The sequence below is a fragment of the Mycobacterium mantenii genome (assembly GCF_001667865.1).
Lineage (GTDB): Bacteria > Actinomycetota > Actinomycetes > Mycobacteriales > Mycobacteriaceae > Mycobacterium > Mycobacterium mantenii_A.
Genome location: NZ_LZJP01000046.1, coordinates 17,884 through 41,108 on the forward strand (window position 1 = coordinate 17,884; position 23,225 = coordinate 41,108).

The 23,225-nt window shown below is 69.2% G+C and carries 23 protein-coding genes; 8 read left to right on the forward strand and 15 right to left on the reverse strand.

Features of this window, described 5'->3' with window-relative positions:
• The first annotated feature begins 20 nt into the window (after window positions 1-20).
• Window positions 21-1,019, forward strand: coding sequence for a magnesium transporter CorA family protein (locus tag A5688_RS07785; protein ID WP_068268118.1), 999 nt, complete (start codon window positions 21-23; stop codon window positions 1,017-1,019).
• A gap of 12 nt (window positions 1,020-1,031) precedes the next feature.
• Here the strand turns inward: A5688_RS07785 and A5688_RS26775 are convergent, their stop codons facing one another.
• Window positions 1,032-1,244, reverse strand: coding sequence for a hypothetical protein (locus tag A5688_RS26775; protein WP_082951169.1), 213 nt, complete (start codon window positions 1,242-1,244; stop codon window positions 1,032-1,034).
• Window positions 1,245-1,326: 82 nt separating this feature from the next.
• Window positions 1,327-1,686: a DUF732 domain-containing protein gene (locus A5688_RS07790; RefSeq protein ID WP_067832480.1), complete on the reverse strand. Its 360-nt coding sequence runs from the start codon at window positions 1,684-1,686 to the stop codon at window positions 1,327-1,329.
• Window positions 1,687-1,877: 191 nt separating this feature from the next.
• Here A5688_RS07790 and A5688_RS07795 point away from each other — a divergent pair, with 191 nt between their 5' ends.
• Window positions 1,878-2,795 carry an extracellular catalytic domain type 1 short-chain-length polyhydroxyalkanoate depolymerase gene (locus tag A5688_RS07795; protein WP_067910202.1) on the forward strand — a complete coding sequence of 306 codons (918 nt, stop codon included), beginning with the start codon at window positions 1,878-1,880 and terminating at the stop codon, window positions 2,793-2,795.
• A 66-nt stretch (window positions 2,796-2,861) separates the two neighbouring features.
• On the opposite strand, the gene nei2 is transcribed toward A5688_RS07795, so the two are convergent.
• The 5 genes from nei2 to hglS are packed head-to-tail and all read right to left on the reverse strand — an operon-like array spanning window position 2,862 to window position 11,860.
• On the reverse strand, window positions 2,862-3,617 hold the full coding sequence (gene nei2, locus A5688_RS07800; RefSeq protein WP_067910205.1) for an endonuclease VIII Nei2: 756 nt from the start codon (window positions 3,615-3,617) through the stop codon (window positions 2,862-2,864).
• 1 nt (window position 3,618) lies between these two features.
• Entirely contained in the window at window positions 3,619-8,274 is a 4,656-nt protein-coding gene (locus A5688_RS07805; RefSeq protein WP_067910208.1) for an ATP-dependent helicase, read from the reverse strand.
• A 37-nt stretch (window positions 8,275-8,311) separates the two neighbouring features.
• Window positions 8,312-8,983: a TetR/AcrR family transcriptional regulator gene (locus A5688_RS07810; protein WP_067832489.1), complete on the reverse strand. Its 672-nt coding sequence runs from the start codon at window positions 8,981-8,983 to the stop codon at window positions 8,312-8,314.
• 46 nt (window positions 8,984-9,029) lie between these two features.
• On the reverse strand, window positions 9,030-10,553 hold the full coding sequence (gene amaB, locus A5688_RS07815) for an L-piperidine-6-carboxylate dehydrogenase (protein ID WP_068268120.1): 1,524 nt from the start codon (window positions 10,551-10,553) through the stop codon (window positions 9,030-9,032).
• A gap of 56 nt (window positions 10,554-10,609) precedes the next feature.
• Window positions 10,610-11,860, reverse strand: a complete 1,251-nt coding sequence (gene hglS, locus A5688_RS07820; protein ID WP_067914256.1) for a 2-oxoadipate dioxygenase/decarboxylase — start codon at window positions 11,858-11,860, stop codon at window positions 10,610-10,612.
• A gap of 30 nt (window positions 11,861-11,890) precedes the next feature.
• Between hglS and A5688_RS07825 the strand changes: the two genes are divergently transcribed.
• From A5688_RS07825 to A5688_RS07850, 6 genes are all read left to right on the forward strand, one after another.
• A complete protein-coding gene (locus A5688_RS07825) occupies window positions 11,891-12,343 on the forward strand; it encodes an Lrp/AsnC family transcriptional regulator (RefSeq protein WP_067832494.1) in 453 nt (150 codons plus the stop codon).
• Between the two features lie 52 nt (window positions 12,344-12,395).
• Entirely contained in the window at window positions 12,396-13,745 is a 1,350-nt protein-coding gene (gene lat / locus A5688_RS07830) for an L-lysine 6-transaminase (RefSeq protein WP_067914312.1), read from the forward strand.
• A gap of 157 nt (window positions 13,746-13,902) precedes the next feature.
• Complete coding sequence (locus tag A5688_RS07835; protein ID WP_067914315.1) at window positions 13,903-14,286, forward strand: hypothetical protein; 384 nt, start codon at window positions 13,903-13,905, stop codon at window positions 14,284-14,286.
• 47 nt (window positions 14,287-14,333) lie between these two features.
• Window positions 14,334-14,645 (forward strand): protein UsfY, encoded by a 312-nt coding sequence (gene usfY / locus A5688_RS07840; protein ID WP_067914258.1) that lies wholly within the window; start codon window positions 14,334-14,336, stop codon window positions 14,643-14,645.
• Between the two features lie 360 nt (window positions 14,646-15,005).
• Window positions 15,006-15,443, forward strand: a complete 438-nt coding sequence (locus A5688_RS07845) for an ATP-binding protein (protein ID WP_067914261.1) — start codon at window positions 15,006-15,008, stop codon at window positions 15,441-15,443.
• Window positions 15,440-16,228, forward strand: coding sequence for an RNA polymerase sigma factor SigF (locus A5688_RS07850; protein ID WP_067832501.1), 789 nt, complete (start codon window positions 15,440-15,442; stop codon window positions 16,226-16,228). Before A5688_RS07845 ends, A5688_RS07850 begins: the two co-directional genes overlap by 4 nt.
• On the opposite strand, the gene A5688_RS07855 is transcribed toward A5688_RS07850, so the two are convergent.
• The 8 genes from A5688_RS07855 to A5688_RS07890 form a co-directional block, all read right to left on the reverse strand.
• A complete protein-coding gene (locus tag A5688_RS07855) occupies window positions 16,199-16,627 on the reverse strand; it encodes an STAS domain-containing protein (RefSeq protein WP_067914263.1) in 429 nt (142 codons plus the stop codon). The two genes, A5688_RS07850 and A5688_RS07855, sit on opposite strands and share 30 nt — an antisense overlap.
• Before the next feature lie 184 nt (window positions 16,628-16,811).
• Window positions 16,812-18,608, reverse strand: coding sequence for an acetyl/propionyl/methylcrotonyl-CoA carboxylase subunit alpha (locus A5688_RS07860; RefSeq protein WP_067914266.1), 1,797 nt, complete (start codon window positions 18,606-18,608; stop codon window positions 16,812-16,814).
• Between the two features lie 131 nt (window positions 18,609-18,739).
• Entirely contained in the window at window positions 18,740-19,162 is a 423-nt protein-coding gene (locus tag A5688_RS07865; RefSeq protein ID WP_067832512.1) for a SufE family protein, read from the reverse strand.
• A gap of 10 nt (window positions 19,163-19,172) precedes the next feature.
• Window positions 19,173-20,063, reverse strand: coding sequence for a sulfurtransferase (locus tag A5688_RS07870; protein WP_067832518.1), 891 nt, complete (start codon window positions 20,061-20,063; stop codon window positions 19,173-19,175).
• 39 nt (window positions 20,064-20,102) lie between these two features.
• On the reverse strand, window positions 20,103-20,591 hold the full coding sequence (locus tag A5688_RS07875; RefSeq protein ID WP_067832523.1) for a pyridoxamine 5'-phosphate oxidase family protein: 489 nt from the start codon (window positions 20,589-20,591) through the stop codon (window positions 20,103-20,105).
• Window positions 20,592-20,600: 9 nt separating this feature from the next.
• A complete protein-coding gene (locus tag A5688_RS07880) occupies window positions 20,601-21,260 on the reverse strand; it encodes a Maf family protein (protein ID WP_067914269.1) in 660 nt (219 codons plus the stop codon).
• A complete protein-coding gene (locus A5688_RS07885) occupies window positions 21,257-21,511 on the reverse strand; it encodes an acyl-CoA carboxylase subunit epsilon (protein ID WP_067832532.1) in 255 nt (84 codons plus the stop codon). Before A5688_RS07885 ends, A5688_RS07880 begins: the two co-directional genes overlap by 4 nt.
• A gap of 56 nt (window positions 21,512-21,567) precedes the next feature.
• Window positions 21,568-23,208: an acyl-CoA carboxylase subunit beta gene (locus A5688_RS07890; RefSeq protein WP_067832536.1), complete on the reverse strand. Its 1,641-nt coding sequence runs from the start codon at window positions 23,206-23,208 to the stop codon at window positions 21,568-21,570.
• Between the last annotated feature and the right edge of the window lie 17 nt (window positions 23,209-23,225).

Consider the following 23,225-nt stretch of genomic DNA (forward strand, 5'->3'; position numbering starts at 1 on the left):
ACGGTTGAGAGGATGCGGTGGTGCAGATCGCTTCGAATATTCAGGGCCAGGTGTGGCGCGGCGGCAAGCCGCTGGACGACTTCGAGTTCGGCAAGATCTCCGATTACCTGTCCGAACCCGACACCCTGGTGTGGGTTGATCTTTGCGAACCGGACCACGACGCCCTGTGCGGACTGGCCGACGAACTCGGTCTGAACCGTTGGGCGGTCGAGGATGCCGTGGCGGCAGCCGAGCGGGTCAAGGCCACCGCGTACGAAACCCACACCTTCTTCACGGTCTACGCCGTCGACGTCGCCACCGATGCCGCCGACGCGGGCGAGCGCATGCTGTCGATGCAGCGCATCTCGGGATTCGTGCTGCCGCAGGGGCTGATCACCGTGCGCCTGACGTCCGACTTCGACATGGCCCAGGTGACGCGGCGCTGGCAGGAGATCGGCGGCCAGCGCTACGGGGTCGGCGCGCTGGTGCACGGCCTGCTCGACGTGGTGGTCGACAGTCATTTCACCGCCGTGGAGGCCCTCGATGACTGCATCGAGGCCATCGAGGACGAACTGTTCGACGGCACGCCGCGCAAGGGGATTTTTCAGCGCCGCACCTTCCGGTTGCGCAGGGACCTGGTGAACCTGCGGCGGGTGGCCCTGCCCATGCGCGAGGTCGTCAATGCCATTGCGCACCATCGTGTTTCGGATGGCTCCGACCGGCACCTGGACCCGCTGTACGCCGATCTGTACGACCACGTGCTACGGGTGTCCGAATGGACAGAATCGTTGCGCGACATGATCACGACCATTTTCGAAACCAATTTGTCGCTGCAGGACGCTCGGTTGAACACCGTGATGAAGAAGCTGACCGGGTGGGCGGCCATCATCGCCGTGCCCACGGCGATCACGGGTTTTTACGGGCAAAACGTGCCCTACCCGGGCTTCGGTTCGGCGGCCGGATTCGCGGCCAGCACCAGCGTGATAGCGGTCTTGATGGTGGTGCTCTACGTGATGTTCAGGCGTCGCGATTGGCTGTAGGCCGTCATCCGGCTACTGCACCACCGGTGCGCCGGAAAGTCCTTGCTGGATGCCCTGATTGATCGTGTCCCGCGGGGCGGGGCTGCCCGGCGGATCCGGATCGGCACAGGCGCAGCTGAGAATACTGAAGGGATTAGGGTCGATGGCGGCCGATGCCGTTGCCCCGCTGGAAGCGCCGAGAGCGATCGCAACACCCGCAACACCGACCAAAAGTTTCGGGATCATTTTGGCCTTGAGGTTCTTCTGGTTTCGGATGTTTCAATTTTATCCGCGAGTCTGTCACGGGGCTGTCAACCGCTTGTAAATTTCAGGAGCCAGACGCCGCCGCCGCGTACTTGGGGCAGTACGCCTTGATGCTGACCCCGACGAAGTAGCCGGCGTGATAGCTGTCCAGGGTGCTGCTGGACAGCACGTTGTTGGCGACCTGTTCCGGTGTCTGGCCCATATCGAGCTCGTGGCACACGGTGTGCCCCGAGTTGACCGCGGCATCGGGCGACTCATAGTTGATGCCTTTGGCTTTCAGCGCGGCCAGGAATGCGTCATCGGCGGTTGTGGCGTGAGCGGTCGCGGATGCAGCCAGCACGCCCAGCAGCCCGGCCAGCGGGGTAACGCCGGTCGCCAACAGCGACAGCCGCCGGAAGGGCTTGCGAATCTGGGTGCTCGTCATTTCTGATACTCCCGTGGAACAGAAGTGCCGTTGCTTGCTGGAGGCGGGGCTAGTTCGAATGTTTGCATGTCGTGGTGCCACCCGGTGCCGGATCGCCGATAATGCGGTTTGTGCCACACCAGGGTTTGCTCCGCCGTCGGACGCAGGTTACCGGCGAGCCGTCGTCGACGCGCCGTCGGTGATCTGACGACATGGCATACGCGCGGTGGTGGTGGTTCGCTGTGGTGGCGATATGCGTGGTCGGCTGCGGTGTGCGGCACGTGTCGGCGGCGAGCTCTCGAGACATTTCCGGCACCTTTCGATCCGGCGGCATGGACCGAACCTACATGTTGCACGTGCCGGCGGGCGACCCCGTCGGGCTGGTGCTCAGTCTGCACGGCGGCGGCGGCACCGGGATCTCGCAGCGCGGCCTGACGGGTTTCGACAGCGTTGCTGATGCCCACAACCTGTTGGTGGTCTACCCCGACGGTTACGACAAGAGCTGGGCGGACGGCCGTGGCGCCTCGCCCGCGGACCGCCGCCATGTCGACGATGTGGCCTTTTTGGTCGGGCTGGTGAGCAAGCTGCAGAACGACTACGGCATCGCGCCTGGGCACGTTTTCGTCACCGGAATGTCCAACGGCGGCTTCATGTCCAACCGGCTGGCGTGTGAGCGCGCCGACGTCTTCGCCGCGGTGGCGCCGGTGGCCGGCACCCTGGGGGTGGGCGTGTCCTGCAATCCGTCGAAGCCGGTGTCGGTCTGGGAGGCGCACGGGACCGCGGACCCCTTGGTGCCGTTCAAGGGTGGGGCGGTGCGCGGGCGCGGCGGGGTCAGCCACTCCGTCTCGGTGGACACCATGGTGGGCAAGTGGCGCTCGGCCGATGGGTGCCGGGGCGATCCGGCGATGGAGGCGCTGCCCGACGTCCGCGACGGCACCGTCGTGCACCGCTACGAGTCCACCCAGTGCTCGGCGAACACCGAGGTGGTGTTCTACAAGATCGACCGCGGCGGGCACACCTGGCCGGGCGGCAAACAGTATCTGCCCGCGGCCGTCATCGGCCCCACCACGCGTGCGCTCGACGGGTCCGAGGCCATCGCCCAGTTTTTCCTGGCGCACACCCGCGACTAGCTGTGATCGCAAGCGCGGCGGAGCCGGGCGCAGCGGGTCGCCGCCATCGGGACTAGCGGCGATCGCTCAGCGCTGGCAGGACGGGCACCAGTAGGTCACCCGGTCTCCGGAGTCGTCGAAGTTGACAGGGGTGCCGCAGCGACGGCAGGGCTGCCCGGATCGCCCGTAGACCCACAGCTGCCGCCCGGCGCGGGTGTCGCCGGTGGTGCACCGGTTCCAGCGGAGGCGGTTGAGCCACAACATGTCCCGCGCCCGTGAAACCAGCCGATGGGGATCGGCGATGTCGCTCACCGGCGCGGTGGGCAGATGCCCGGAAAGAAAGCACAGTTCGTTGCTGTAGACGTTGCCGACCCCGGCCAGCACCCGCTGGTCCAGGAGCGCCTCGGCGATCGGCCGGTCCGGGTCCGCCGTCAGGTTGGCCGCGGCGAGCGCGGGATCCCAATCCTGGCCCAGCAGATCGGGTCCCAGGTGCGCGACGGCCTCGCCGTCACGCTCGCGCTCCAGGACCTCCAGCACGCCCAGGTCGACGCCGACGGCCCGCACGCTGTCGGTCTCCAGGATGATGCGCGCCCGGTGGTCGACCCGCACCGGGCGGCTGCCGACCCGCCAGCTGCCGTCCATCTTCAGATGCGAGTGGATGCTGGCCGGCCCCACCCGGATGAACAAATGCTTTCCGCGGCTGAGCACCTCGTCGACGACCTGGCCGGTGAGATCGACGGTGGCGAACCGCGGCACCCGGATGTCGCAGCGGGTCAGGGTGGCGCCGAGCAAGTGCTCGCGCAGCACGGCGGCGGTGTGCCAGACGGTGTCACCTTCGGGCATGTCAGCGCAGCCGCATTCCGCGTGGGGTGCGGGCGAACCCGGCGTCGGAGAGCGCGTCGACCGGGCCGGGCCCGTCCGCGCGGGGTTGCAGCGCCGGCACCCCGTCGATGCGTTCGACCAGGATGGACGCGACGCGGCGCGCGGAGACCAGGTCGGCCAGCGCCGTCGCGGCGGCGTGATGGGCGGCGGGGTCGTCGGTGAAGGTCAGCAACGACCGTCCGCCGCGCTCGAGGAACCAGGCCAGTTCGCCGTCGACCAGCACCACCAGCGCACCGGCCTTGCGGCCCGGCCGAGCCCCCGGCCCCCCAGACCCCGAGCCGTCGCCACGGGAGGCGGGCCAGGGCAGGGCGGCGCCGTACGGGTTCGCCGGATCCGCGGCGGCGAGCGCGACCGCCCGGTACTCCGGCCGTTCCGGGTCGACGCCGTCGGAGAAGCCGCGCAGCCGGTCGACGGTCGATGCGACGGCGAACTGCGCCCCGCCCAGCGACTCGATGAAGTAGCCGCGCTGACAGCGGCCGGCATCCTCGAACGTGGTCAGCACCTTGTACAGCGTGGCGAACCCGCCGGGCACGCCCTCGGCGGTCACCGCGCCCCGGGTCAGCACGCCGTGGCGGCCCAGCAAGAGTTCCGCCTGATAGTGGGCACGCAGCGTGGAATCCGGCTCGGGGGCCGGCAGGATCGACCACCGGCCCGCCACGGTCGGGTCGGCGGGCCGGGACTGCGGGTGCGCGACGCTGTATCGGCTCAGCCGCGGCGGGCGATGCGACCGGTGCGCGGGCGCCGAGCGCTTGCGGGTCCCGGTGCCGCCGAGCAGGGCCCGCACCGGGGCGAACGTGTCGCCGGTGATCCAGCCGGCCCAGATCAGTTCCCACAGCGCGGCTTTGAGTTCGGACTCACCGAACCCGCCCTGCGTGAGTTGGCGGAAGAAGTAGGCACCCCCCGGGGCCAGCGTGTCCAGCACGGCGCGGTGGGCGTCGCCCAATTCGATGTCGGCCGGCCCGGCCAGCGTCAGCGGCGCGGATTCGCTGGGGTGCAACGCGATCCAGCCGTCGCCGCTCGATATCGACCCGGCGCCCGACCAGGTGACCTCGCCGGTGGCGAGCAGTTCGTCGAGCATCGCGGGGGAGTAGTCGCGCACCCGGGGGGCCAGCACCAGCGGCTCGATGGCCGAGGCGGGCATCCGCACCCCGGCCAGCTGATCGATCACCGACATCAGCCCGTCGAGCCCGGAATAGCCTGGGGAGCGCGATGATTCGGCCGTCCCCACCCGATGCCAGGCCGGCAGGAACCGGCCGTAGGCGGCCGTGCTGACCGGCTCGACCTGGGCCCGCAACGCCGCCAGGGAGCGCCGCCGCAGGATGCGCAGCACGTCGGCGTCACACCACTGCTCGCCGCCGGCCACGGGCGCCCCGGGCAGTTCGGGTGCGGCGACGAAGTCGCCGCGCACCAGCCGGCCGTCACCGGCCAGCCGGCCCAGGATGTCCGCCGTCACCCGCAACCCCAACCCGAACCGGGCGGCGGCCTCGGCCGTGGTGAACGGGGTGTGGGTGCGGGCGTAGCGGCCCAGCAGCTCGCCCAGCGGGTCGGCCACCTCCTCGGTGAAGGCGGCCGGCACCCCCAGGGGCACCGCGATGCCGATGCCGTCGCGCAGCCGGCCGATGTCCTCGATGGCCACCCACCAGCTGCGGCCGGCGAACGACACCGTGAGCGCGCGGCGGGCCGCACGCAAGCCCTCCAGCCAGCCGGCAACGTTTTTGCCGTCGGTGACGTCAGTGCGGGCGGCCACCTCGTCCTCGGTCAGCGGGCCCAGCAGCCGCAGCAGGTCCGCGACGGCCTCGGCGTCGCGGGCGGCGCGGTCGGCCGCGAGGTGCTGAAGCTGGCGGGCGGTGGCGGCGATGATCTCGGGATCGAGCAGGTCGCGCAGCTCCACCCGGCCCAGCAGCTCGGCCAGCAGCGTGCTGTCCAGCGAGAGCGCGGCGGCCCGGCGCTCGGCCAGCGGGCTGTCGCCCTCGTACATGAACGCGCCGACGTAGCCGAACAGCAGGGACGCCGCGAAAGGCGACGGCCGTTGCGTCTCGACCTCGAGCACCCGCACCCGCCGCTGGGCGATGCCGGTCATCAGCAGGGTCAGGGCCGGGACGTCGTAGACGTCCTGCAGGCATTCGCGGATGGTCTCCAGCACCACCGGGAAGTCGGGGTATTTGCGGGCCACCTCCAGTAACTGCGCGGCCCGCTGGCGCTGTTGCCACAGCGGCGAGCGCCGGCCGGGATGCCGGCGCGGCAACAGCAGGGCGCGCGCCGCGCATTCGCGGAAGCGCGACGCGAACAGCGCCGAGCCGCCCACCTCGGCGGTGACGATGGGGTCGATCTCCTCGGCGTCGAAGACGAAAAGGTCTGCGCCGGGCGGGGTATCAGTTCCCGCGTCGGACGCGAAATCGGAATAAGTGTCGGGCAGGCGCACCACGACGCCGTCGTCGGAGGCGGTGGGCTTCTCGTCGATGCCGTAGCGCTCGCGCAGCCGGCGGGCCACCGCCAGCGCCAGCGGCCCGTTCACCGCAAGCCCGTACGGCGAGTGCAGGATCACCCGCCAGTCGCCCAGTTCGTCGCGGAACCGCTCGACCAGCAGGGTGGTGTCGGTGGGCACCACCCCGGCGGCGGTGCGCTGCTCGTCGAGCAGACGCAGAAGGTTGTCGGTGGCGTACGCGTCGAAACCCAAATCGGCGCAACGCTTGTCGAACGCATCCCGCTTCAGGTTGGCCAGCTCGCCGGTGAAGGCGCCGAGCGCTGCGCCCAGCTCGGCTGGGCGGCCCAGGCCGTCGCCGCGCCAGAACGGCAGCCGGGCCGGCTGGCCGGGGGCGGGGATCACCAGCACCCGGTCGTGGGTGATCTCGGTGATCCGCCAGCTGGTGGCGCCCAGCGAGATGACATCGCCGGGGCGCGACTCGTAGACCATCTCCTCTTCGAGTTCGCCGACCCGCGAAGGCTTTTCGGCTTCACTCGCCAGATAGACGGTGAACAGCCCGCGGTCGGGGATCGCGCCGCCGGAGGTCACCGCCAGCCGCTGCGCGCCGGGGCGCGCGGTCAACGTGCCGGTGTCACGGTCATACACCAGCCGCGGTCGCAGCTCGGCGAACTCGGTGGACGGGTACTTGCCGCTCAGCAGGTCCAGGGTGGCCTCGTACACGCTGCGCGGCAGCGTCGCGAACGGCGCGGCCCGCCGTACCGTGTCGAACCACCGATCGGCGTCCAGCGGCTCCAGCGCGGCCGCCGCCACGGTCTGCTGCGCCAGGATGTCGAGCGGGTTGGCGGGCACCCGCATCGTCTCGATCTGGCCGGTCAGCATGCGCTGCACGCTGACCGCGCAGCCGATCAGGTCGGTGCGGTGTTTGGGGAACAGGACGCCCTGCGAGACCTCGCCGACCTGATGCCCGGCCCGGCCGATGCGCTGCAGGCCGCTGGCCACCGACGGGGGCGCCTCCACCTGGATCACCAGATCGACCGCGCCCATGTCGATACCCAGCTCCAGGCTCGAGGTGGCCACCACCGCCTTGAGCAGCCCGCGCTTGAGGTCTTCCTCGACCAGAGCGCGTTGCTCCTTGCTGACCGAACCGTGGTGCGCGCGGGCCAGTATCGGCTCGGCGCCGTAGGTCTGGCCGCTGCCCATGATGTGCGCCGGCGCACCGCCGGCCACCTTCGGGTTGGCGGCCATTGAATCCGGGGACAGGTCGACGCCGCCGCGTTCGGCGTGAATCTCGTTGAGGCGGGCGGTAAGTCGCTCGGCCAGCCGGCGTGAATTGGCGAAGACGATGGTCGACTTGTGCGATTCGATCAGGTCGACCAGGCGGTTCTCGACGTCGGGCCAGATGGAGTTGTTCGCCAGATTGGCCATGTCGGGCACCGGCACCTGCACGCTGAGCTCGACCGTCTTGGCCGACGGCGGGGCCACGATGGTGGTCGGCGCCTGCCCGGACAGGAACCGGGCGAGTTCCTCGGGCGGGCGCACCGTCGCCGACAGCCCGATGCGCTGGGCGGGCTTGTCCTCCCGCAGCGCTTGTGACAAGTCCTGGAGACGCTCCAGCGACACCGCGAGGTGGGCGCCGCGCTTGCCGGCGGCGATGGCGTGGATCTCGTCGACGATCACCGTCTGCACGCCGGCCAGGGTCTCGCGGGCGGCCGAGGTGAGCATCAAGAAAAGCGACTCGGGCGTGGTGATCAGCACGTCGGGCGGCCGGTTGATCAGTTGGCGGCGAGTCGCGGGCGGGGTGTCGCCAGAGCGCACCCCCACGCTGATGTCGGGGGCCGGCAGGCCCCGGCGTTCGGCGATGCGGGTGAGCCCGGCCAGGGGAGTGCGCAGGTTGCGCTCGACGTCGACGGCCAGCGCCTTGAGTGGGGACACGTAGAGCACCCGGGTGCCGGGCGGGCGCTCCGTCGACGCGGCCAGGCTGTCCAGCGCCCACAGGAACGCCGCCAGCGTCTTACCCGACCCGGTGGGGGCGATCACCAGGGTGTTGTGGCCGTCGGCGATGGCGTTCCAGGCGTCGGCCTGCGCGGTGGTGGGCGCGTCAAAGGTACTGGTGAACCACTCGCGGGTGATCGCGCTGAACCGGCCCAACGGGTCAGAACGGCCGGGCGGCCCGGCATCGGCGCGAGTGCTCACCTGTCCATGGTGCCAACGGGCACCGACAAGGCGTCGGCTAGCGCGGCTCGATACGGGCGGTCGACATCGCGTGGGACAGTTCCTCGGGGATCTCGGGGACCCGGGCGATGGCGTCGAACAGTGAGTGCGCGCAGGCGTCGGCGAGGCGATCGGCATTGGTTGTGGGGTCGATGATGCGTTGCCGGCACAGCTCGAAGGTGAACGCCAGCCAGCCGTGACAGATCACCCGGAGGTCGCGCTCGACGTCGGGTTCCAGCTTCCTCGCGGGTGTCTTGGCCACGAGGTCGGTGATCCGGCTCATGATGTGTTCGAGCTGACGGTTCTTGGCTTCGTCGTCGACGCCCAGCAGAACCGGGTCGGAACGGCCGAGGCCGACATAGGCGGCCCACGCGGCCTCGGGGTTCTGCTCGTGGTAGGCCATGTAGGCCATCACACCGGTGCGGACCTCTTCGTACATGGTCAGGCCGCTGGCGTCGTCCATGTTGGTGTTCTCGTACAAGCGGTCGGCCTCGTCCTTGACCACCGCCGCGAAAAACGCTCGCTTGTCCGGGAAGTAGTGGTACATCAGGGCCCGCGACACCCCGGCGCGTTCCGCAATCTCGTCGATGCGGACCTCGTCGTAGGGTCGCTTCCCGAAGACCTCTGCCCCTAAAGCGAGCAGCTCAGCGCGTCGATCCTCGGGGGACAAGCGCCTGCGGGCTGTCGGCATGTGTCAGATAGTACTCATACGACATGAGACGCCCGCCACATTGCATTCATCCGAACTCCACGCCCTGGGCCAGCGGCAACTCGCCGGAATAATTGACGGTATTGGTACTTTGGCGCATGTAGGCCTTCCATGAGTCCGTCCCGGATTCGCGTCCGCCGCCGGTTTCCTTCTCCCCGCCGAACGCACCGCCGATCTCCGCACCGGACGTGCCAATGTTGACATTGGCGATTCCACAGTCGGATTCGGCCAGGAACCGCTCGGACTCCCGCAGGTCGGTGGTGAAGATGGAAGACGAAAGCCCTTGTGGCACCGCATTATTGAGCGCAATCGCGTCATCCAGATCGTCGTAGGTCAGCACATAGAGGATGGGCGCGAACGTTTCGGTCGTCACGATGGCGGTCTGTGCGGGCATGCGCACCAGGGCCGGCGCGACGTAATAGGAACTCGGGTGTTCGACGACCCCGGGGTGGGCGCGGTCGCCGCCGATGACCTCGCCGCCGTCGGCGCGCGCCTGTTCCAGCGCCCCCACCATGTCGCGGTAGGCGGTCTCGTGGATCAGCGGTCCGACGAGTGTGCCCGGCGCGGACGGGTCGCCGATCGGCAGTTGGGCGAAGGCGGACGCGACGCGCGCGACGACCTCGTCGGCCATTGAGCGGTGCACGATCAGCCGGCGCAGGCTGGTGCAGCGTTGACCGGCGGTGCCGGCGGCGGCGAACACCACGGCCCGCACCGCGAGGTCCAGGTCGGCCGACGGCGTCACGATGGCGGCGTTGTTGCCGCCCAATTCCAGCAGCACCCGGCCGAACCGGGCGGCGACGCGCGGCCCGACGGCCCGGCCCATCGAGACCGAACCGGTCGCCGAGACCAGCGCGATGCGGGGGTCGTCCACCAGCAGCTCCCCGAGGTCGCGGTCCCCGAGCACCACGGAGCTCACCGCGGCGGGCGCGCCGACATCGGCCGCGGCCCGGGCGATCAGGGACTGCGTGGCCAGGGCCGTCAACGGCGTCAGCTCCGAGGGCTTCCACACCACCGGGTCGCCGCACACCAGGGCCAGTGCGGCGTTCCAGGCCCACACGGCGACCGGGAAGTTGAACGCGGTGATCACCCCCACCACCCCGAGCGGATGCCAGCTCTCCAGCAATCGATGGCCGGGGCGTTCCGAGGCGATGGTGCGGCCGTAGAGCTGGCGCGACAGTCCGACGGCGAACTGGCAGATGTCGATCATCTCCTGCACCTCGCCGGCGGCCTCGGAGGTGATCTTGCCGACCTCGAGGGTCACCAGGGTGGCCAGCTCGTCCTTGTGTGCGGTCAGCAGCTCGCCGAGGCGCGCCACCAGCGCGCCGCGGACCGGGGGCGGTGTGCGCCGCCACACCGAAAACGCTTGGGCGGCTTCGGTGATCACCCGCTCGGTCTGTTCGGGCGTGGTGGGCGCGACGGTGAACAGCACCTCGCCGGTGATCGGTGTGCTGGCCGCCATCCCGTGGGCGTCGGGCTCCCCGAGTGCGATGTCGGATCCCATCGCCCGCAGGGCGTCGCGCGCCCGGGCGCGCAAGTCGTCCGCGGTGGGCATGCGCCGTTCCTCCCCATCGCTTCGCTCTGCATCGTCACCGGCGGTGGGCATGCTCATCAGGGTGCCTCCTGGGACATCGCTTCGTACAGCGGGTACGGGTCGTGAATCTCGCGGCCGATGGCGCCGGCCAGCCACAGCGCGTCGTAGCCGGAATCGTCGGCGGCAGAATCGTTTTCGAAGCCGGCGTCGGAATCCAGGTTCGACCGGAAGATGCCCGCCGCCGACGCGGGCAGAAAGTCCTCGTAGACGATCGGTGCGCTCGGGTCACCGCCGCGGTAGTAGGCCAGCCCCGCGGCGGCCATCTCGGCGTCGGTGCGCGGGAAGTAATCCGCCCACACCGCGGCCGGGTCGGCGGTGGCCATCGCGGCGTCGTAGCGTTCCCGGCCCTTCGGTGTCAGCGCCACACCTCGCGCCTCCACTTCGCCGAAGCGCACCCGCAGCGTCCCCTCGGTGATGCGGCCGTCGTCGTCGCGGAAGCGGCGGGGTTCGGCCAGCGCGCGAAAAGAGGTCTGGCGCAACAGCACCGGGGGTCCGTCGGTGCGGGGTGGGCCCTGGATGGCATCGATCATGGTGATGCCGCGCCGGGCCATCCGCCGGTACAGATCGTCGATGTCGAGCACCCGGGGCGTCAGGTGGTTGATGTGGGTGGAGCCGACGCCGGCGATGTCGGCGGCCACCGCGGATACCCGCGCCAGTTCCTCGTACCAGGATCGCTCGATCGGCTCGCGGGACAACGCGAATGCCGCCACCGCTGCCGCGACGAACGCGGGTGCGGCGTCGGCTCGGCATCCGCCGTCGGCGGCGATGATCCGCGCCCGGGCCAGCAGTGCCGGGTCGAACAGCCGGCGCCGGGCCAGGAAGGCGTTGACGCGGCGGCGCAGGTCCCGGTCGAAATAGCGCGCGTCGCGGGTGGCCAGCATCGACGTGAACACCCGAAACGGGTTCTGCGACAACTCGTTTGCGTCGATGGGCCGAAACGCGGTCGACACCACCGGAACGGGTGAGGCCGCACCGCGCAGGTCGTAGTAGCCCACCGGCAGCATGCCGAACGCGGCGAAAAGGTCGGCGACGGCGGCCAGTTCGGCCGGGCTGCCCACCCGGATGGCGCCATGGCGTTCGGCGGTGACCCGCCGCAGCGAGCCGAACCGCTCGGCGCTGCCGTGACGCGCCGCGTAATCGGCGTTGACCTGCCCGCTGACCTCGACCAGGGTCCCGTAGGCGGGCACCTCGGCGGCGTACATCGCCGACAGGCCCGCGGCGAAGCGCTCCCGAAGCTGCCAGGTGCGCAGCCATTTCTTGCGGGTCACGGCCGGCCGTTCCTGCGATAGTCTCCGGCCATGAGTGAGACGCTCGACGATGTCGACCGGATTCTGGTGCGCGAACTGGTCGCCGACGGCCGTGCGACGTTGGCGGAGCTGGCCGCCAGCGCCCGGCTGTCGGTCTCGGCGGTGCAGTCGCGGGTGCGCAGGCTCGAGGCGCGCGGCGTGATCTCGGGATACTCGGCGCGCATCGACCCGGAGGCGGTCGGGCATCGGCTGTCGGCGTTCGTGGCCATCACTCCTCTGGATCCCTCTCAACCCGATGATGCGCCCGCGCGCCTCGAGCACATCGAGGAGATCGAATCGTGTCACTCGGTGGCCGGCGAGGAAAGCTACGTCCTGCTGGTGCGGGTCGAGTCCGCCCGTGCGCTGGAGGACCTGCTGCAGCGGATCCGGACCGCAGCGAACGTCAAGACGCGAAGCACCATCATTCTGAATACTTTTTACGCTGATAGGCAACGAATACCATAAAATATACGGCGTACTCCTCATGATTCCGTAAAAACCAGCTACTATGGGCGCCATGACCGCGGCCGTGGAACGCTTCACCCGCGCCGGTCGGCGCACCGAGCCCGACCGGGTCCACGAGGTGCTGGCGCGCAGCATTCTGGTCGACGGTTTCGACTTCGTGCTCGATCTGGCCCGCTCCACCGGTTCCTACCTGTACGACGCCCGCGACGGCCGGCGATACCTGGACATGTTCACCTTCTTCGCCTCGTCGGCGCTGGGCATGAACCACCCCGCGCTGGCCGGCGACACGGACTTCCGTGCGGAGCTGGCGCAGGCCGCGCTCAACAAGCCCAGCAACTCCGACGTGTACTCGGTGGCGATGGCCGGCTTCGTCGAAACGTTCGCCCGGGTGCTGGGCGACCCGGCCCTGCCGCACCTGTTCTTCGTCGACGGTGGCACGCTCGCCGTGGAGAACGCGCTCAAGGTGGCGTTCGACTGGAAGAGCCGGCGCAACGAGGCCCGCGGGATCGACCCGGCGCTGGGCACCCGGGTGCTGCACCTGCGCGGCGCGTTCCACGGGCGCAGCGGATACACGCTGTCGCTGACCAACACCAAGCCGGTCACGGTGGCCCGCTTCCCCAAGTTCGACTGGCCACGCATCGATGCGCCGTTCATCCGGCCCGGCCTGGACGGGGCGGGGATGGCGGCGGCCGAAGCCGAGTCGCTGTGCCAGGCCCGTGCGGCCTTCGAATCCCACCCGCACGACATCGCCTGCTTTATCGCCGAACCCATTCAGGGCGAGGGCGGCGACCGGCACTTCCGGCCCGAGTTCTTCGCGGCCATGCGCGCGCTGTGCGACGAATACGACGCTTTGCTGATCTTCGACGAGGTGCAGACGGGCTGCGGCCTGACCGGAACACCGTGGGCCTACCAGCAATTGGGCGTGCAGCCGGACGCCGTCGCGTTCGGCAAGAAGACCCAGGTGTGTGGCGTCATGGCGGGCCGCCGGGTCGACGAGGTCACCGACAACGTGTTCGCGGTCTCCTCGCGGGTGAACTCGACGTGGGGCGGCAACCTGGCCGACATGGTGCGCGCCCGCCGCATCCTGGAGGTGATCGAGGCCGAGGAACTGTTCGACCACGCCGCCGAACAGGGTGCCTACCTGCGCGGCCGCCTCGAGGAGCTCGCCGGCGAATTTCCCGGGATGGTGCTCGATCCCCGCGGCCGCGGCCTGATGTGTGCGTTCAGCCTGCCGACCACCGCCGACCGCGACGAGCTGATCCGCCGGCTATGGCGCCGCGCGGTCATCGTGCTGCCGTCGGGTCATGACGGTGTCCGGTTCCGCCCGGCGCTGAGTGTCTCGCGCGCGGAGATCGACGCCGCGCTGCAAGCGATCCGCGCCGCGCTGCGGGATATGAGGTAGCACTTGATCTCACGTCGATCCCGTTTACCGCGGTTTGCCACGGGGTATTTGTTTTCGTGCCTCTTCCGCTGCTACCGGCGCCGTAACCAATGCGACGTGGCGAGCGATGAATTGAGCGCGGGGCCCGAAACGGTGCCCATGAGGGGTTGTGGGGACGATGCAGAAAGCGGACGAACGACCGGGCGGTGACCGCCTGGGCCAGCAGGACGGCGAGGTGCTCGCCGCCGTCCGGTTTGCCGTCCTGGCCACGCTGGCCGCCGTCGGCTTCGTGTTGGTCGCCGCCGTGTGGGTGAGTACCTGCCCGGGGGTGAGCGTGGACACGGTGGCGTGCGGTCCGCCGCAGCGCACCCTGTTGGCGTTCGGGGGTCCGGTCATCGCGCTCGGCGCCGGCATCTGGGCGTTCGTGCGCACCTATCTGGTGTGGAAGGCCCGGGGGACCTGGTGGGGATGGCACGGCGCGGGCTGGTTTCTCCTGACCGCGATGGCGCTGATGGTCGCCATGGGAGTCGCCCCGATCGCCGGTCCGGTACTGGCTCTTTAGGTTTGTTCTCCCGCGATCTAACGTTGATATTGCGGTTAGGAGCAGCTATGGGAGACACCTATCACGACCCCGTCGACCATCTGAGGACAACGCGACCGCTCGCCGGCGAGTCGCTGATCGACGTCCTGCAGTGGCCCGGATACCTCTTGGTCGTCGCCGGCGTGATCGGCGCCTGCGGCAGTCTGTCGGCCTTCGCCAGCGGACACCACCACGAAGGCGTGACCGCGGCCGTCGTCGCGGCCATCGCCACGGTGCTGGGGCTGGCCTGGCTCGCGGTGGAGCACCGAAGGATTCGCAGGATCGCTGATCGCTGGTACACCGAACATCCCGAGGTGCACCGGCAACGACCGGCCAGCTAGGCCGCCTCGGCCAATCTCTGGCGCGGCTTTTTGGCGGGTGACCTGCCCCGACGCCGGGCGTGTGAAATAGCGCATGAAAGCCAATTGCTAGGTTACCGGCGTGAAGTTGTGGGTATCAGGTTTGCACCATGATGAGTGCCGGAACGGTTGCGTTAGCGTGGTCACCCCATCATGGGGCACAGCACCACGAACACAGCGACATAAAGATGCCTACTGCGACGACTATGAATATGACCAGCGTGACCCCGGCGATGGCGGGCGGAATACCCGGCGGCGATCATGACTGACCGGCTCGAGCGCGAGGTCCACGGCGGACTGCGAGGCAGTAGTAGTGTCAGTCAATCACTGCCGGGAGACCATATGAACGATGCTGGATCGCACGCTGACAAGCGTCCGCGCGGCCACCGCGCCGTCGAGCTTCACGTTGCCGCGCGCCTGGAGAACCTCGCGATGCTGCGCACCCTGGTCGGTGCCATCGGCACCTTCGAGGATCTGGATTTCGATGCGGTGGCGGACCTGCGGCTCGCGGTCGACGAAGTGTGCACCCGGTTGATTCGTTCGGCCACCCCCGACGCGACGTTGATCGTCGTGGTCGACCCGCAAGACGATCAATTGGTGGTGGAAGCCTCCGCGGCGTGCGACACCCACGACGTCGTGGCGCCCGGCAGCTTCAGCTGGCATGTGCTGACGTCGCTGGCCGACGACGTCCAGACCTTCCATGACGGTCGCGAACCCAACGAAGCCGGCAGTGTTTTCGGCATCACGCTGACGGCGCGACGGGCGGCCTCCAGCAGGTGACAGCGCGAGCTGCCGGCGGTTCGGTTTCACGGCCGAACGAATACGCCGATGTCCCGGACATGTTCCGTGAGTTGGCCCGTGCCACACCCGACTCCATGGAATTCCAGCGTCAACGGGACAAAATCGTCGAGCGCTGCCTGCCGCTCGCCGACCACATCGCGCGCCGCTTCGAGGGACGCGGCGAACCGCGGGACGACCTGGTTCAGGTTGCGCGGGTCGGCTTGGTCAACGCCGTGGTCCGTTTCGACGTCGACGCCGGCTCGGACTTCGTCTCGTTCGCGGTGCCCACGATCATGGGCGAGGTCCGGCGCCACTTCCGCGACAACAGCTGGTCGGTCAAGGTTCCGCGGCGGCTCAAGGAGCTGCACCTGCGGCTGGGCACCGCCACCGCCGACCTGTCGCAACGGCTGGGCCGGGCGCCGACCGCGACCGAACTGGCCGCGGAGCTCGACATGGATCGCGAAGAGGTCGTCGAGGGCCTGGTGGCGGGCAGCTCCTACAACACCTTGTCCATCGACAGCGGTGGCGGTGGCGAGGAAGAGGAAGCCCGCGCGATCGCGGACACCCTCGGCGACGTCGACACCGGCCTGGACCGCATCGAGGATCAGGAATCCCTGCGCCCGTTGCTCGAGGCGCTGCCCGAGCGGGAACGGACTGTGTTGGTGCTGCGGTTCTTCGAGTCGATGACGCAGACCCAGATCGCCGAGCGGGTCGGCATCTCCCAGATGCACGTGTCGCGGCTGCTGGCGAAGTCGCTAACTCGGCTCCGGGACCAGTTGCAGTAGCGGCCGCGGCTCGTCTTCGACCCAGAGCGGTTCCAGCAGCGGCTCGGCCTGCGGCGTCGTCACCGGCAGGGTCGCGTCCGGGTCGCAGACACGCAGCAACCTGGCCACGGCCGGGCTCGGCGCCATGGCCCAGGACACCTGGGCGCCCGAGCATGCCACGTTGATCCGGTGCAACGCCGAAAAGCCCGCGGTACCAATGAATTTCAGGCCACGTAGGTCAACGATCAACCGCTTGGAGCGGCTGGTGCTCTGCCGCACGTACGCGGCGAGTTGATCGGCGTTGGCCGCGTCGAGTTCACCATCGACCGTGATCAGGGTGCCCGTCGGGCCCCAGCGGGCGGTGAATTGTGCTGTGCGGCTTCGCTGCCAGGATTGGGCCACAGACATCGCTGACTCCATCCCACTCAGGGGAATACTGCTGCGGATACGTCAGCTACGTGAAAGAAGCCTGGAGAAGGAGGGAATTCCGCCCACCCCCAACGTCACAGACGTATCCCGGGCGGCTGTGAACTCAACCTTGACCGCAACCCTACTCGCGGTAGCCGGGCCCTACAACGTAGTCGGTGAAATCAGTGCGCCCGCGCTACTTGATCTCGGCGAGCACCGTGCCCTGGGTGATGGCCGCACCGGCCTCGACCGCAAGCCCGGTGATCACACCGTCCTTGTGCGCGGTGACCGGGTTCTCCATCTTCATCGCCTCGAGCACCACCACCAGGTCGCCCGCGGCGACCTCCTGGCCTTCCTCGACGGCGACCTTGACCACGGTGCCCTGCATGGGCGCGGTGACCGCATCGCCCGAGGCGGCCGCGCCCGCGTGCGACCCGCGCTTGCGCGCCTTGGGCTTCTTGCGGATGACACCGGCCGGGTCGGCGGCGCCACCGTTGGACAGCGCCAGGTCGCCGGGCAGCGACACCTCGAGCCGGCGCCCGCCGACCTCCACGACCACCTTCTGGCGCGGCCGGGCGTCCTCTTCGTCCAGCGGCTCGCCGCCGGTGAACGGTTCGATGGTGTTGTTCCACTCGGTCTCGATCCAGCGGGTGTGCACCGAGAAGCCTTCGTCGTCACCGATGAACGCCGGGTCACTCACCACGGCGCGGTGGAACGGGATGACCGTGGCCAGACCCTCGACGTGGAATTCGTCCAGCGCCCGGCGCGAGCGGGCGAGCGCCTCCTCGCGGGTGGCGCCGTGCACGATCAACTTGGACAGCATCGAGTCGAACTGGCCGCCGATCACCGAACCGGCCTCGACGCCCGAGTCCAGCCGGACGCCGGGCCCGGTCGGGATGTCGTAGCGGGTGACCGGACCGGGGGCGGGCAGGAAGCCGCGTCCGGCGTCCTCGCCGTTGATCCGGAATTCGATGGCGTGCCCGCGCGGCGTCGGATCCTCGGTGAGGTCCAGCTTCTCGCCGTTGGCGATCTTGAACTGCTGCAGCACCAGGTCGATGCCGGCGGTCTCCTCGGTGACCGGGTGCTCGACCTGCAGACGGGTGTTGACCTCCAGGAAGGAGATCAGGCCGTCCTGGCCGACCAGGTACTCGACGGTCCCGGCTCCGTAGTAGTGCGCTTCCTTGCAGATCCGCTTGGCCGACTCGTGGATCTCCTTGCGCTGCGCGTCGGTCAGGAACGGCGCGGGGGCCTCTTCGACCAGCTTCTGGAAGCGGCGCTGCAGCGAGCAGTCGCGGGTGCCGGCGACGATGACGTTGCCGTGCTGGTCGGCGATCACCTGCGCCTCGACGTGGCGCGGCTTGTCAAGGTAGCGCTCGACGAAGCACTCACCGCGGCCGAACGCCGCGACGGCCTCGCGGGTGGCCGACTCGAACAGCTCGGGGATCTCCTCGATGGTGCGGGCCACCTTCATGCCGCGCCCGCCGCCGCCGAACGCCGCCTTGATCGCGATCGGCACGCCGTACTCCTTGGCGAACGCCACCACCTCGTCGGCGTCCTTGACCGGGTCGGGGGTGCCGGGCACCAGCGGCGCCTGGGCGCGGGCGGCGATGTGGCGGGCGGTGACCTTGTCACCGAGGTCGCGGATGGACTGCGGGCTGGGCCCGATCCAGATCAGGCCGGCGTCGAGGACGGCCTGCGCGAAATCGGCGTTCTCCGACAGGAAGCCGTAGCCGGGGTGGACGGCGTTGGCGCCGGACTTGGCCGCCGCGTCCAGCAGCTTGCCGAAGTCCAGGTACGACTCCGCCGACGTCTGACCGCCCAGGGCGAACGCCTCGTCGGCGAGGCGCACGTGCGGCGCGTCGGCGTCGGGCTCGGCGTAGACCGCCACGCTGGACAGGCCCGCGTCGCGGGCCGCCCGGATCACCCGGACTGCGATTTCGCCGCGGTTGGCGACGAGCACCTTGGAGATCCTTGAGCTGGCGTGACTGGCCACTGCGCCTCCTGTTTGGCCTATCTGCAGAGAGGTTCCCTGCGTGCGTCTTTAAGAGAATTTCTTACAACGAGTTCACGGGAAGTCTAAGCGCCGCGCCGTTCGGCCCGACGAGCGGTGTCGCAATTCGGGGGTTACTCGGCAGTAGCTCGCAGCCGCCGTTTGATCCGGGCCAGCATCGCCGACAAGCCGCGCAACCGCAGCGGGCTGATCAGCGCGGCCAGCCCGAGGTCGGTGTAGAAATCCTCGGGCACCGCCAGGATGTCGGCGGCGGGCTGTTCGTCGAGGCCGGCGGCCAGGATCGACGCGAACCCCCGCGTGGTCGGCGATTCGGCGGGCGCGCTGAAGTGCAGCCGCACCCGGTCGGGGTCGCTGGCGTCGACATGCAGAAACAGCGGGGTCTGGCATTCGGGCACCGGCTCCATGGCCGCCTCTTGGAGGTCGGGCGGCAGCGCCGGCAGCTCGTTGGCGAATTCCAGCAGCAGGGCGAGCTTGTCCTGGCCCTCGACTTCGGCGAAGTCGGACACCACCTCGGCCAGGGGAGCGGGCAGAGTCATCGCGGCTCCATCAGGCCGGAACGGCGCCCGGCTCTTCGCCCGCGACGATCGGCGTGCGCACGGTGTTGCCCCACTCCGTCCACGATCCGTCGTAGTTGCGCACCCCGGGCTTGCCGAGCAGATGCGTCAGCACGAACCAGGTGTGGCTGGACCGCTCGCCGATGCGGCAGTACACGACGGTCTTGTCGTCCGGCTCGATGAAGCCGTAGAGCTCCTCGAGCTCCTCGCGCCTGCGGAACCGGCCGCTGTCGTCGACCGCCTTGGCCCACGGGATCGACCGCGCGGTGGGGATGTGGCCGCCGCGCAGCACGCCTTCCTCGGGGTAGTCGGGCATGTGGGTGCGCTTGCCGGTGTACTCGTCCGGCGAGCGCACGTCGATCAGCGGCTGGCTGCCGAGGATGCCCAGCACGTCGTCCTTGAAGGCGCGGATGGGTTCGTCGTTGCGCGTGACGACGGGGTAGCCGCTGGACGTCTTGGTGGGGACGTCCAGCGTGGTCTCCCGGCGCTCGGCCAGCCACAGGTCACGGCCGCCGTTGAGCAGCCGCACGTCGGGGTGGCCGAACAGCGTGAACACCCACAGCGCGTACGCCGCCCACCAGTTGCTCTTGTCGCCGTAGATCACCACGGTGTCGTCGCGGGCGATCCCCTTGCGGTCCATCAACTCCGCGAACTGCGCCCCGTCGATGTAATCGCGAACCCGGGGGTCGTTGAGGTCGGTGTGCCAGTCGACCTTCACCGCGCCGGGGATATGACCGACGTCGTAGAGCAGAACGTCCTCGTCGGATTCGACGATCGCCAGGCCGGGGGTGCCTTGGTGGGCGGACAGCCAGTCGGCGGTGACCAGTCGCTCGGGGTGGGCGTAGGCCGACAATGTCGGGCTTGGATCGGGGGGTAATGCCACGCCACCGAGCCTACCGCCAGGGCTCAAGGGCTATTCGGGTCAGTGCTTGCGGACCACCCGCTCGGGACCGCCGGGATTCCAGATGGTGATGTCCAGGTGGCCGTCGCGGACCTCGACCGCCGATGCCCCGGTGACCTCGGCGCCGAGCAGGTCGAATCGCTCCTCGCGCAGGTCCAATCCGGTCTCGGAGAACAGTGTCTCGGCAAAGCGCCGGTGCACTGCGCCGTAGGGAACGACGCGGGCCAGGCCCCACAGCTTCGCGTCGCCGTCGGTCACCTCGGTGTCGACGGTCGCGGTGTGCAGACAGAACCTCGGGTCGCGCGCCAGGTCAAGGAACTTGGTGGTGGCCGGCATCCCCGGCAGCCACAGCTGTTCCTCGAAGATCCGCGGCTCCATCGGGCTGATCCGGGGGAACCCGTCGGAGCGCAGGGTGGCCAGCATGCACAGGTTGCCGCTGGCGTGATGACGACGGGTGAAGATGGTGGCGATGCGCGGCGCCTGAGCGGTGAACTCGGTCCACGTGGTCATGGCTTGACCCTAGGGTCTCCGCCGATTTACCGGCTCGGCGTTAGCCTCCCACAGCGCGGACACCGACAGCCCGACCCGCCCCAGCAGCGACCGCAGCAGCGGCAGGCTGACGCCGATCACGTTCGACGGGTCGCCGTCGATGCCGTCGACGAACCAGCCGCCCAGGCCGTCCAGGGTGAAGCCGCCGGCCACGTGCCACGGTTCGCCGTGGGCGACATAAGCCCGCAGGTCCGCGTCCGATGGGATGGCGAAATGCACTGTGGTGCAAACTGATTCGACTTCTTGGTGGGTGATGGCGCCGTCGCGCAGCCGTAGCAGGCAGTGCCCGGTGTGCAAGACTCCGGAGCGGCCACCCATCAGCCGCCACTGGCTCACGGCGGCGTCGGCCGAGCCGGGCTTCCCGCACAGCCGGTCGCCGACGTAGAGCATCGAATCACAGCCAACGACAACGCAATCGGCCACTATGTCGCCGTCCAGTTCGCCGGCCACCTGTTCCGCCTTGGCCCGGGCCAGGGCGCACACCACGTCGTCTGGCGGCGCATCGGGGCCCAGCGCGGCGGCGACGGCGTCCTCGTCGACGCCGGACACCACGACCAGCGGATCGACGCCGGCCTGGCGTAGCACTTTGAGCCGGCCGGAGGAGGCCGACGCCAGCACCAGGCGGGTCAATGCCTCATGTGAGTCATTTGCTGGAATGTGAGCCGCTGATAGTTGGTCATCGCGAAACGCAGCCGGTCGACCGGAAGGCCCCAGCGGGTGTGCTCGGGCTGGTCGGGCTCCGGGGCACCGCCGGCGCAGCCCAGCACCGCGACCAGCGCGGCCACCTCCTCGACGGTGGGTCGGCCCCTGAGGATCTGGATGTGCGGCTCGTGCGGCTGGGGCGCGGCTTCGGTTGGCTCAGAACCGTTTTCGTCGCTCATAGCTCGATTGTTCGGCTCACTCCCGTCGCTCACTGCGTTCGCTCCGCTCGTTCGACTCATAGCGGAATGTTCCCGTGCTTCTTGGGGGGCAGGTGGGAGATCTTGCGTTCCAGCAGGCGCAGCGCCGTGCCGATGTAACCGCGGGTGTGCGAGGGCGGGATCACCGCGTCGACGTAGCCACGTTCGGCGGCGACGTACGGGTTGACCAGCGTGTCCTCGTACTCCTGCTGCAGTTGCAGCCGCAGCGCGTCGACGTCCTCGCCGTTCTTGGCGGCCTCGCTCAGTTGCTTGCGGTAGACGAACCCGACGGCGCCGGACGCGCCCATCACGGCGATCTGCGCGCTCGGCCACGCCAGGTTGACGTCGCAGCCCATGTCCTTGGAGCCCATGACGCAGTAGGCGCCGCCGTAGGCTTTGCGGGTGATGACGGTGATCTTCGGGACGGTGGCCTCGCCGTAGGCGAACAGCAGCTTGGCGCCGCGGCGGATGATGCCGTTGTACTCCTGGCCGGTGCCCGGCAGGAAGCCCGGGACGTCCACCAGCATGATGATCGGGATGTTGAAGCAGTCGCAGGTCCGCACGAACCGGGCCGCCTTCTCCGATGCGTTGATGTCCAGGCAGCCGGCGAACTGGGTCGGCTGGTTGGCCACGATCCCGACCGGTCGGCCCTCGATGCGGCCGAACCCGACGACGATGTTCTGCGCGTAACCGCCCTGGACCTCCAGGAACTCGTCGTCGTCGAGGATGCGGGTGATCACCTCGTGCATGTCGTACGGCTGGTTGGGCGAGTCCGGGATCAGCGTGTCCAGCTCGAGGTCCTCCTCGGTGAGGTGGTCCTCGATGGCGCCCGGCGGATGCGGCTCGGCGTAGCGCGGCGCGTCGGTGGCGTTGTTGGGCGGCAGGTAGCTCAGCAGGTCGCGCACCCAGTCGAAGGCGTCCTGCTCGCCGGAGGCGACATAGTGCAGGGTGCCCGACTTGGCCATGTGGGTGTGGGCGCCGCCCAGCTCCTCCATGGTGACGTCCTCACCGGTGACGGTCTTGATGACGTCGGGTCCGGTGATGAACATCTGGCTGGTCTGGTCGACCATCACCACGAAGTCGGTCAGCGCGGGGGAGTACACGTGCCCACCGGCCGCGGCGCCCATGATCAGCGAAATCTGCGGGATGACGCCGGAGGCCAGGATGTTGTTGCGGAAGATCTTGCTGTACAGGCCCAGCGAGACGACGCCCTCCTGGATCCGCGCGCCGGCGCCGTCGTTGATGCCGATCAGCGGGCGGCCGGTCTTGATCGCCAGCTCCTGGATCTTGACGATCTTCTCGCCGTACACCTCGCCGAGGCTGCCGCCGAACACCGTGGCGTCCTGGCTGAAGATGCACACGTCGCGGCCGTCGATGGTGCCGTAGCCGGTGATCACGCCGTCACCCAGCGGGCGGTTGTTCTCCAGGCCGAAGTTCTTGCTGCGGTGCCGGGCCAGCGCGTCGAGCTCCACGAACGAGTCCTCGTCCAGCAGGGCGAGGATGCGCTCGCGGGCGGTCAGCTTGCCCTTGGCGTGCACCTTCTCGACGGCCTCTTCGCCCACCGGGTGCAGCGACTCTTCCCGGCGCTTGTGCAGCTCGGCCAGCTTGCCCGCGGTGGTGTGGATGTCGATGGTGTGCTCGGCGGCGGGTTCCGCAGTGTGGTCGGTAACGCTCGTCATGGGAGTCGAGCTTAGCG

Excerpts from the sequence above, each read along its gene's own strand:
- A5688_RS07855 (WP_067914263.1), bottom strand. The coding sequence starts at position 16,627 with ATGGAGTCAGCGATGTCTGTGGCCCAATCCTGGCAGCGAAGCCGCACA.
- A5688_RS26775 (WP_082951169.1), bottom strand. The coding sequence starts at position 1,244 with ATGATCCCGAAACTTTTGGTCGGTGTTGCGGGTGTTGCGATCGCTCTC.
- A5688_RS07865 (WP_067832512.1), bottom strand. The coding sequence starts at position 19,162 with ATGACTCTGCCCGCTCCCCTGGCCGAGGTGGTGTCCGACTTCGCCGAA.
- lat (WP_067914312.1), top strand. The coding sequence starts at position 12,396 with ATGACCGCGGCCGTGGAACGCTTCACCCGCGCCGGTCGGCGCACCGAG.
- amaB (WP_068268120.1), bottom strand. The coding sequence starts at position 10,553 with ATGCCCACCGCGGACGACTTGCGCGCCCGGGCGCGCGACGCCCTGCGG.
- A5688_RS07875 (WP_067832523.1), bottom strand. The coding sequence starts at position 20,591 with ATGACCACGTGGACCGAGTTCACCGCTCAGGCGCCGCGCATCGCCACC.
- A5688_RS07790 (WP_067832480.1), bottom strand. The coding sequence starts at position 1,686 with ATGACGAGCACCCAGATTCGCAAGCCCTTCCGGCGGCTGTCGCTGTTG.
- A5688_RS07835 (WP_067914315.1), top strand. The coding sequence starts at position 13,903 with ATGCAGAAAGCGGACGAACGACCGGGCGGTGACCGCCTGGGCCAGCAG.
- nei2 (WP_067910205.1), bottom strand. The coding sequence starts at position 3,617 with ATGCCCGAAGGTGACACCGTCTGGCACACCGCCGCCGTGCTGCGCGAG.
- A5688_RS07885 (WP_067832532.1), bottom strand. The coding sequence starts at position 21,511 with ATGAGCGACGAAAACGGTTCTGAGCCAACCGAAGCCGCGCCCCAGCCG.
- usfY (WP_067914258.1), top strand. The coding sequence starts at position 14,334 with ATGGGAGACACCTATCACGACCCCGTCGACCATCTGAGGACAACGCGA.
- A5688_RS07845 (WP_067914261.1), top strand. The coding sequence starts at position 15,006 with ATGAACGATGCTGGATCGCACGCTGACAAGCGTCCGCGCGGCCACCGC.
- A5688_RS07890 (WP_067832536.1), bottom strand. The coding sequence starts at position 23,208 with ATGACGAGCGTTACCGACCACACTGCGGAACCCGCCGCCGAGCACACC.
- A5688_RS07825 (WP_067832494.1), top strand. The coding sequence starts at position 11,891 with ATGAGTGAGACGCTCGACGATGTCGACCGGATTCTGGTGCGCGAACTG.
- A5688_RS07795 (WP_067910202.1), top strand. The coding sequence starts at position 1,878 with ATGGCATACGCGCGGTGGTGGTGGTTCGCTGTGGTGGCGATATGCGTG.
- A5688_RS07810 (WP_067832489.1), bottom strand. The coding sequence starts at position 8,983 with ATGCCGACAGCCCGCAGGCGCTTGTCCCCCGAGGATCGACGCGCTGAG.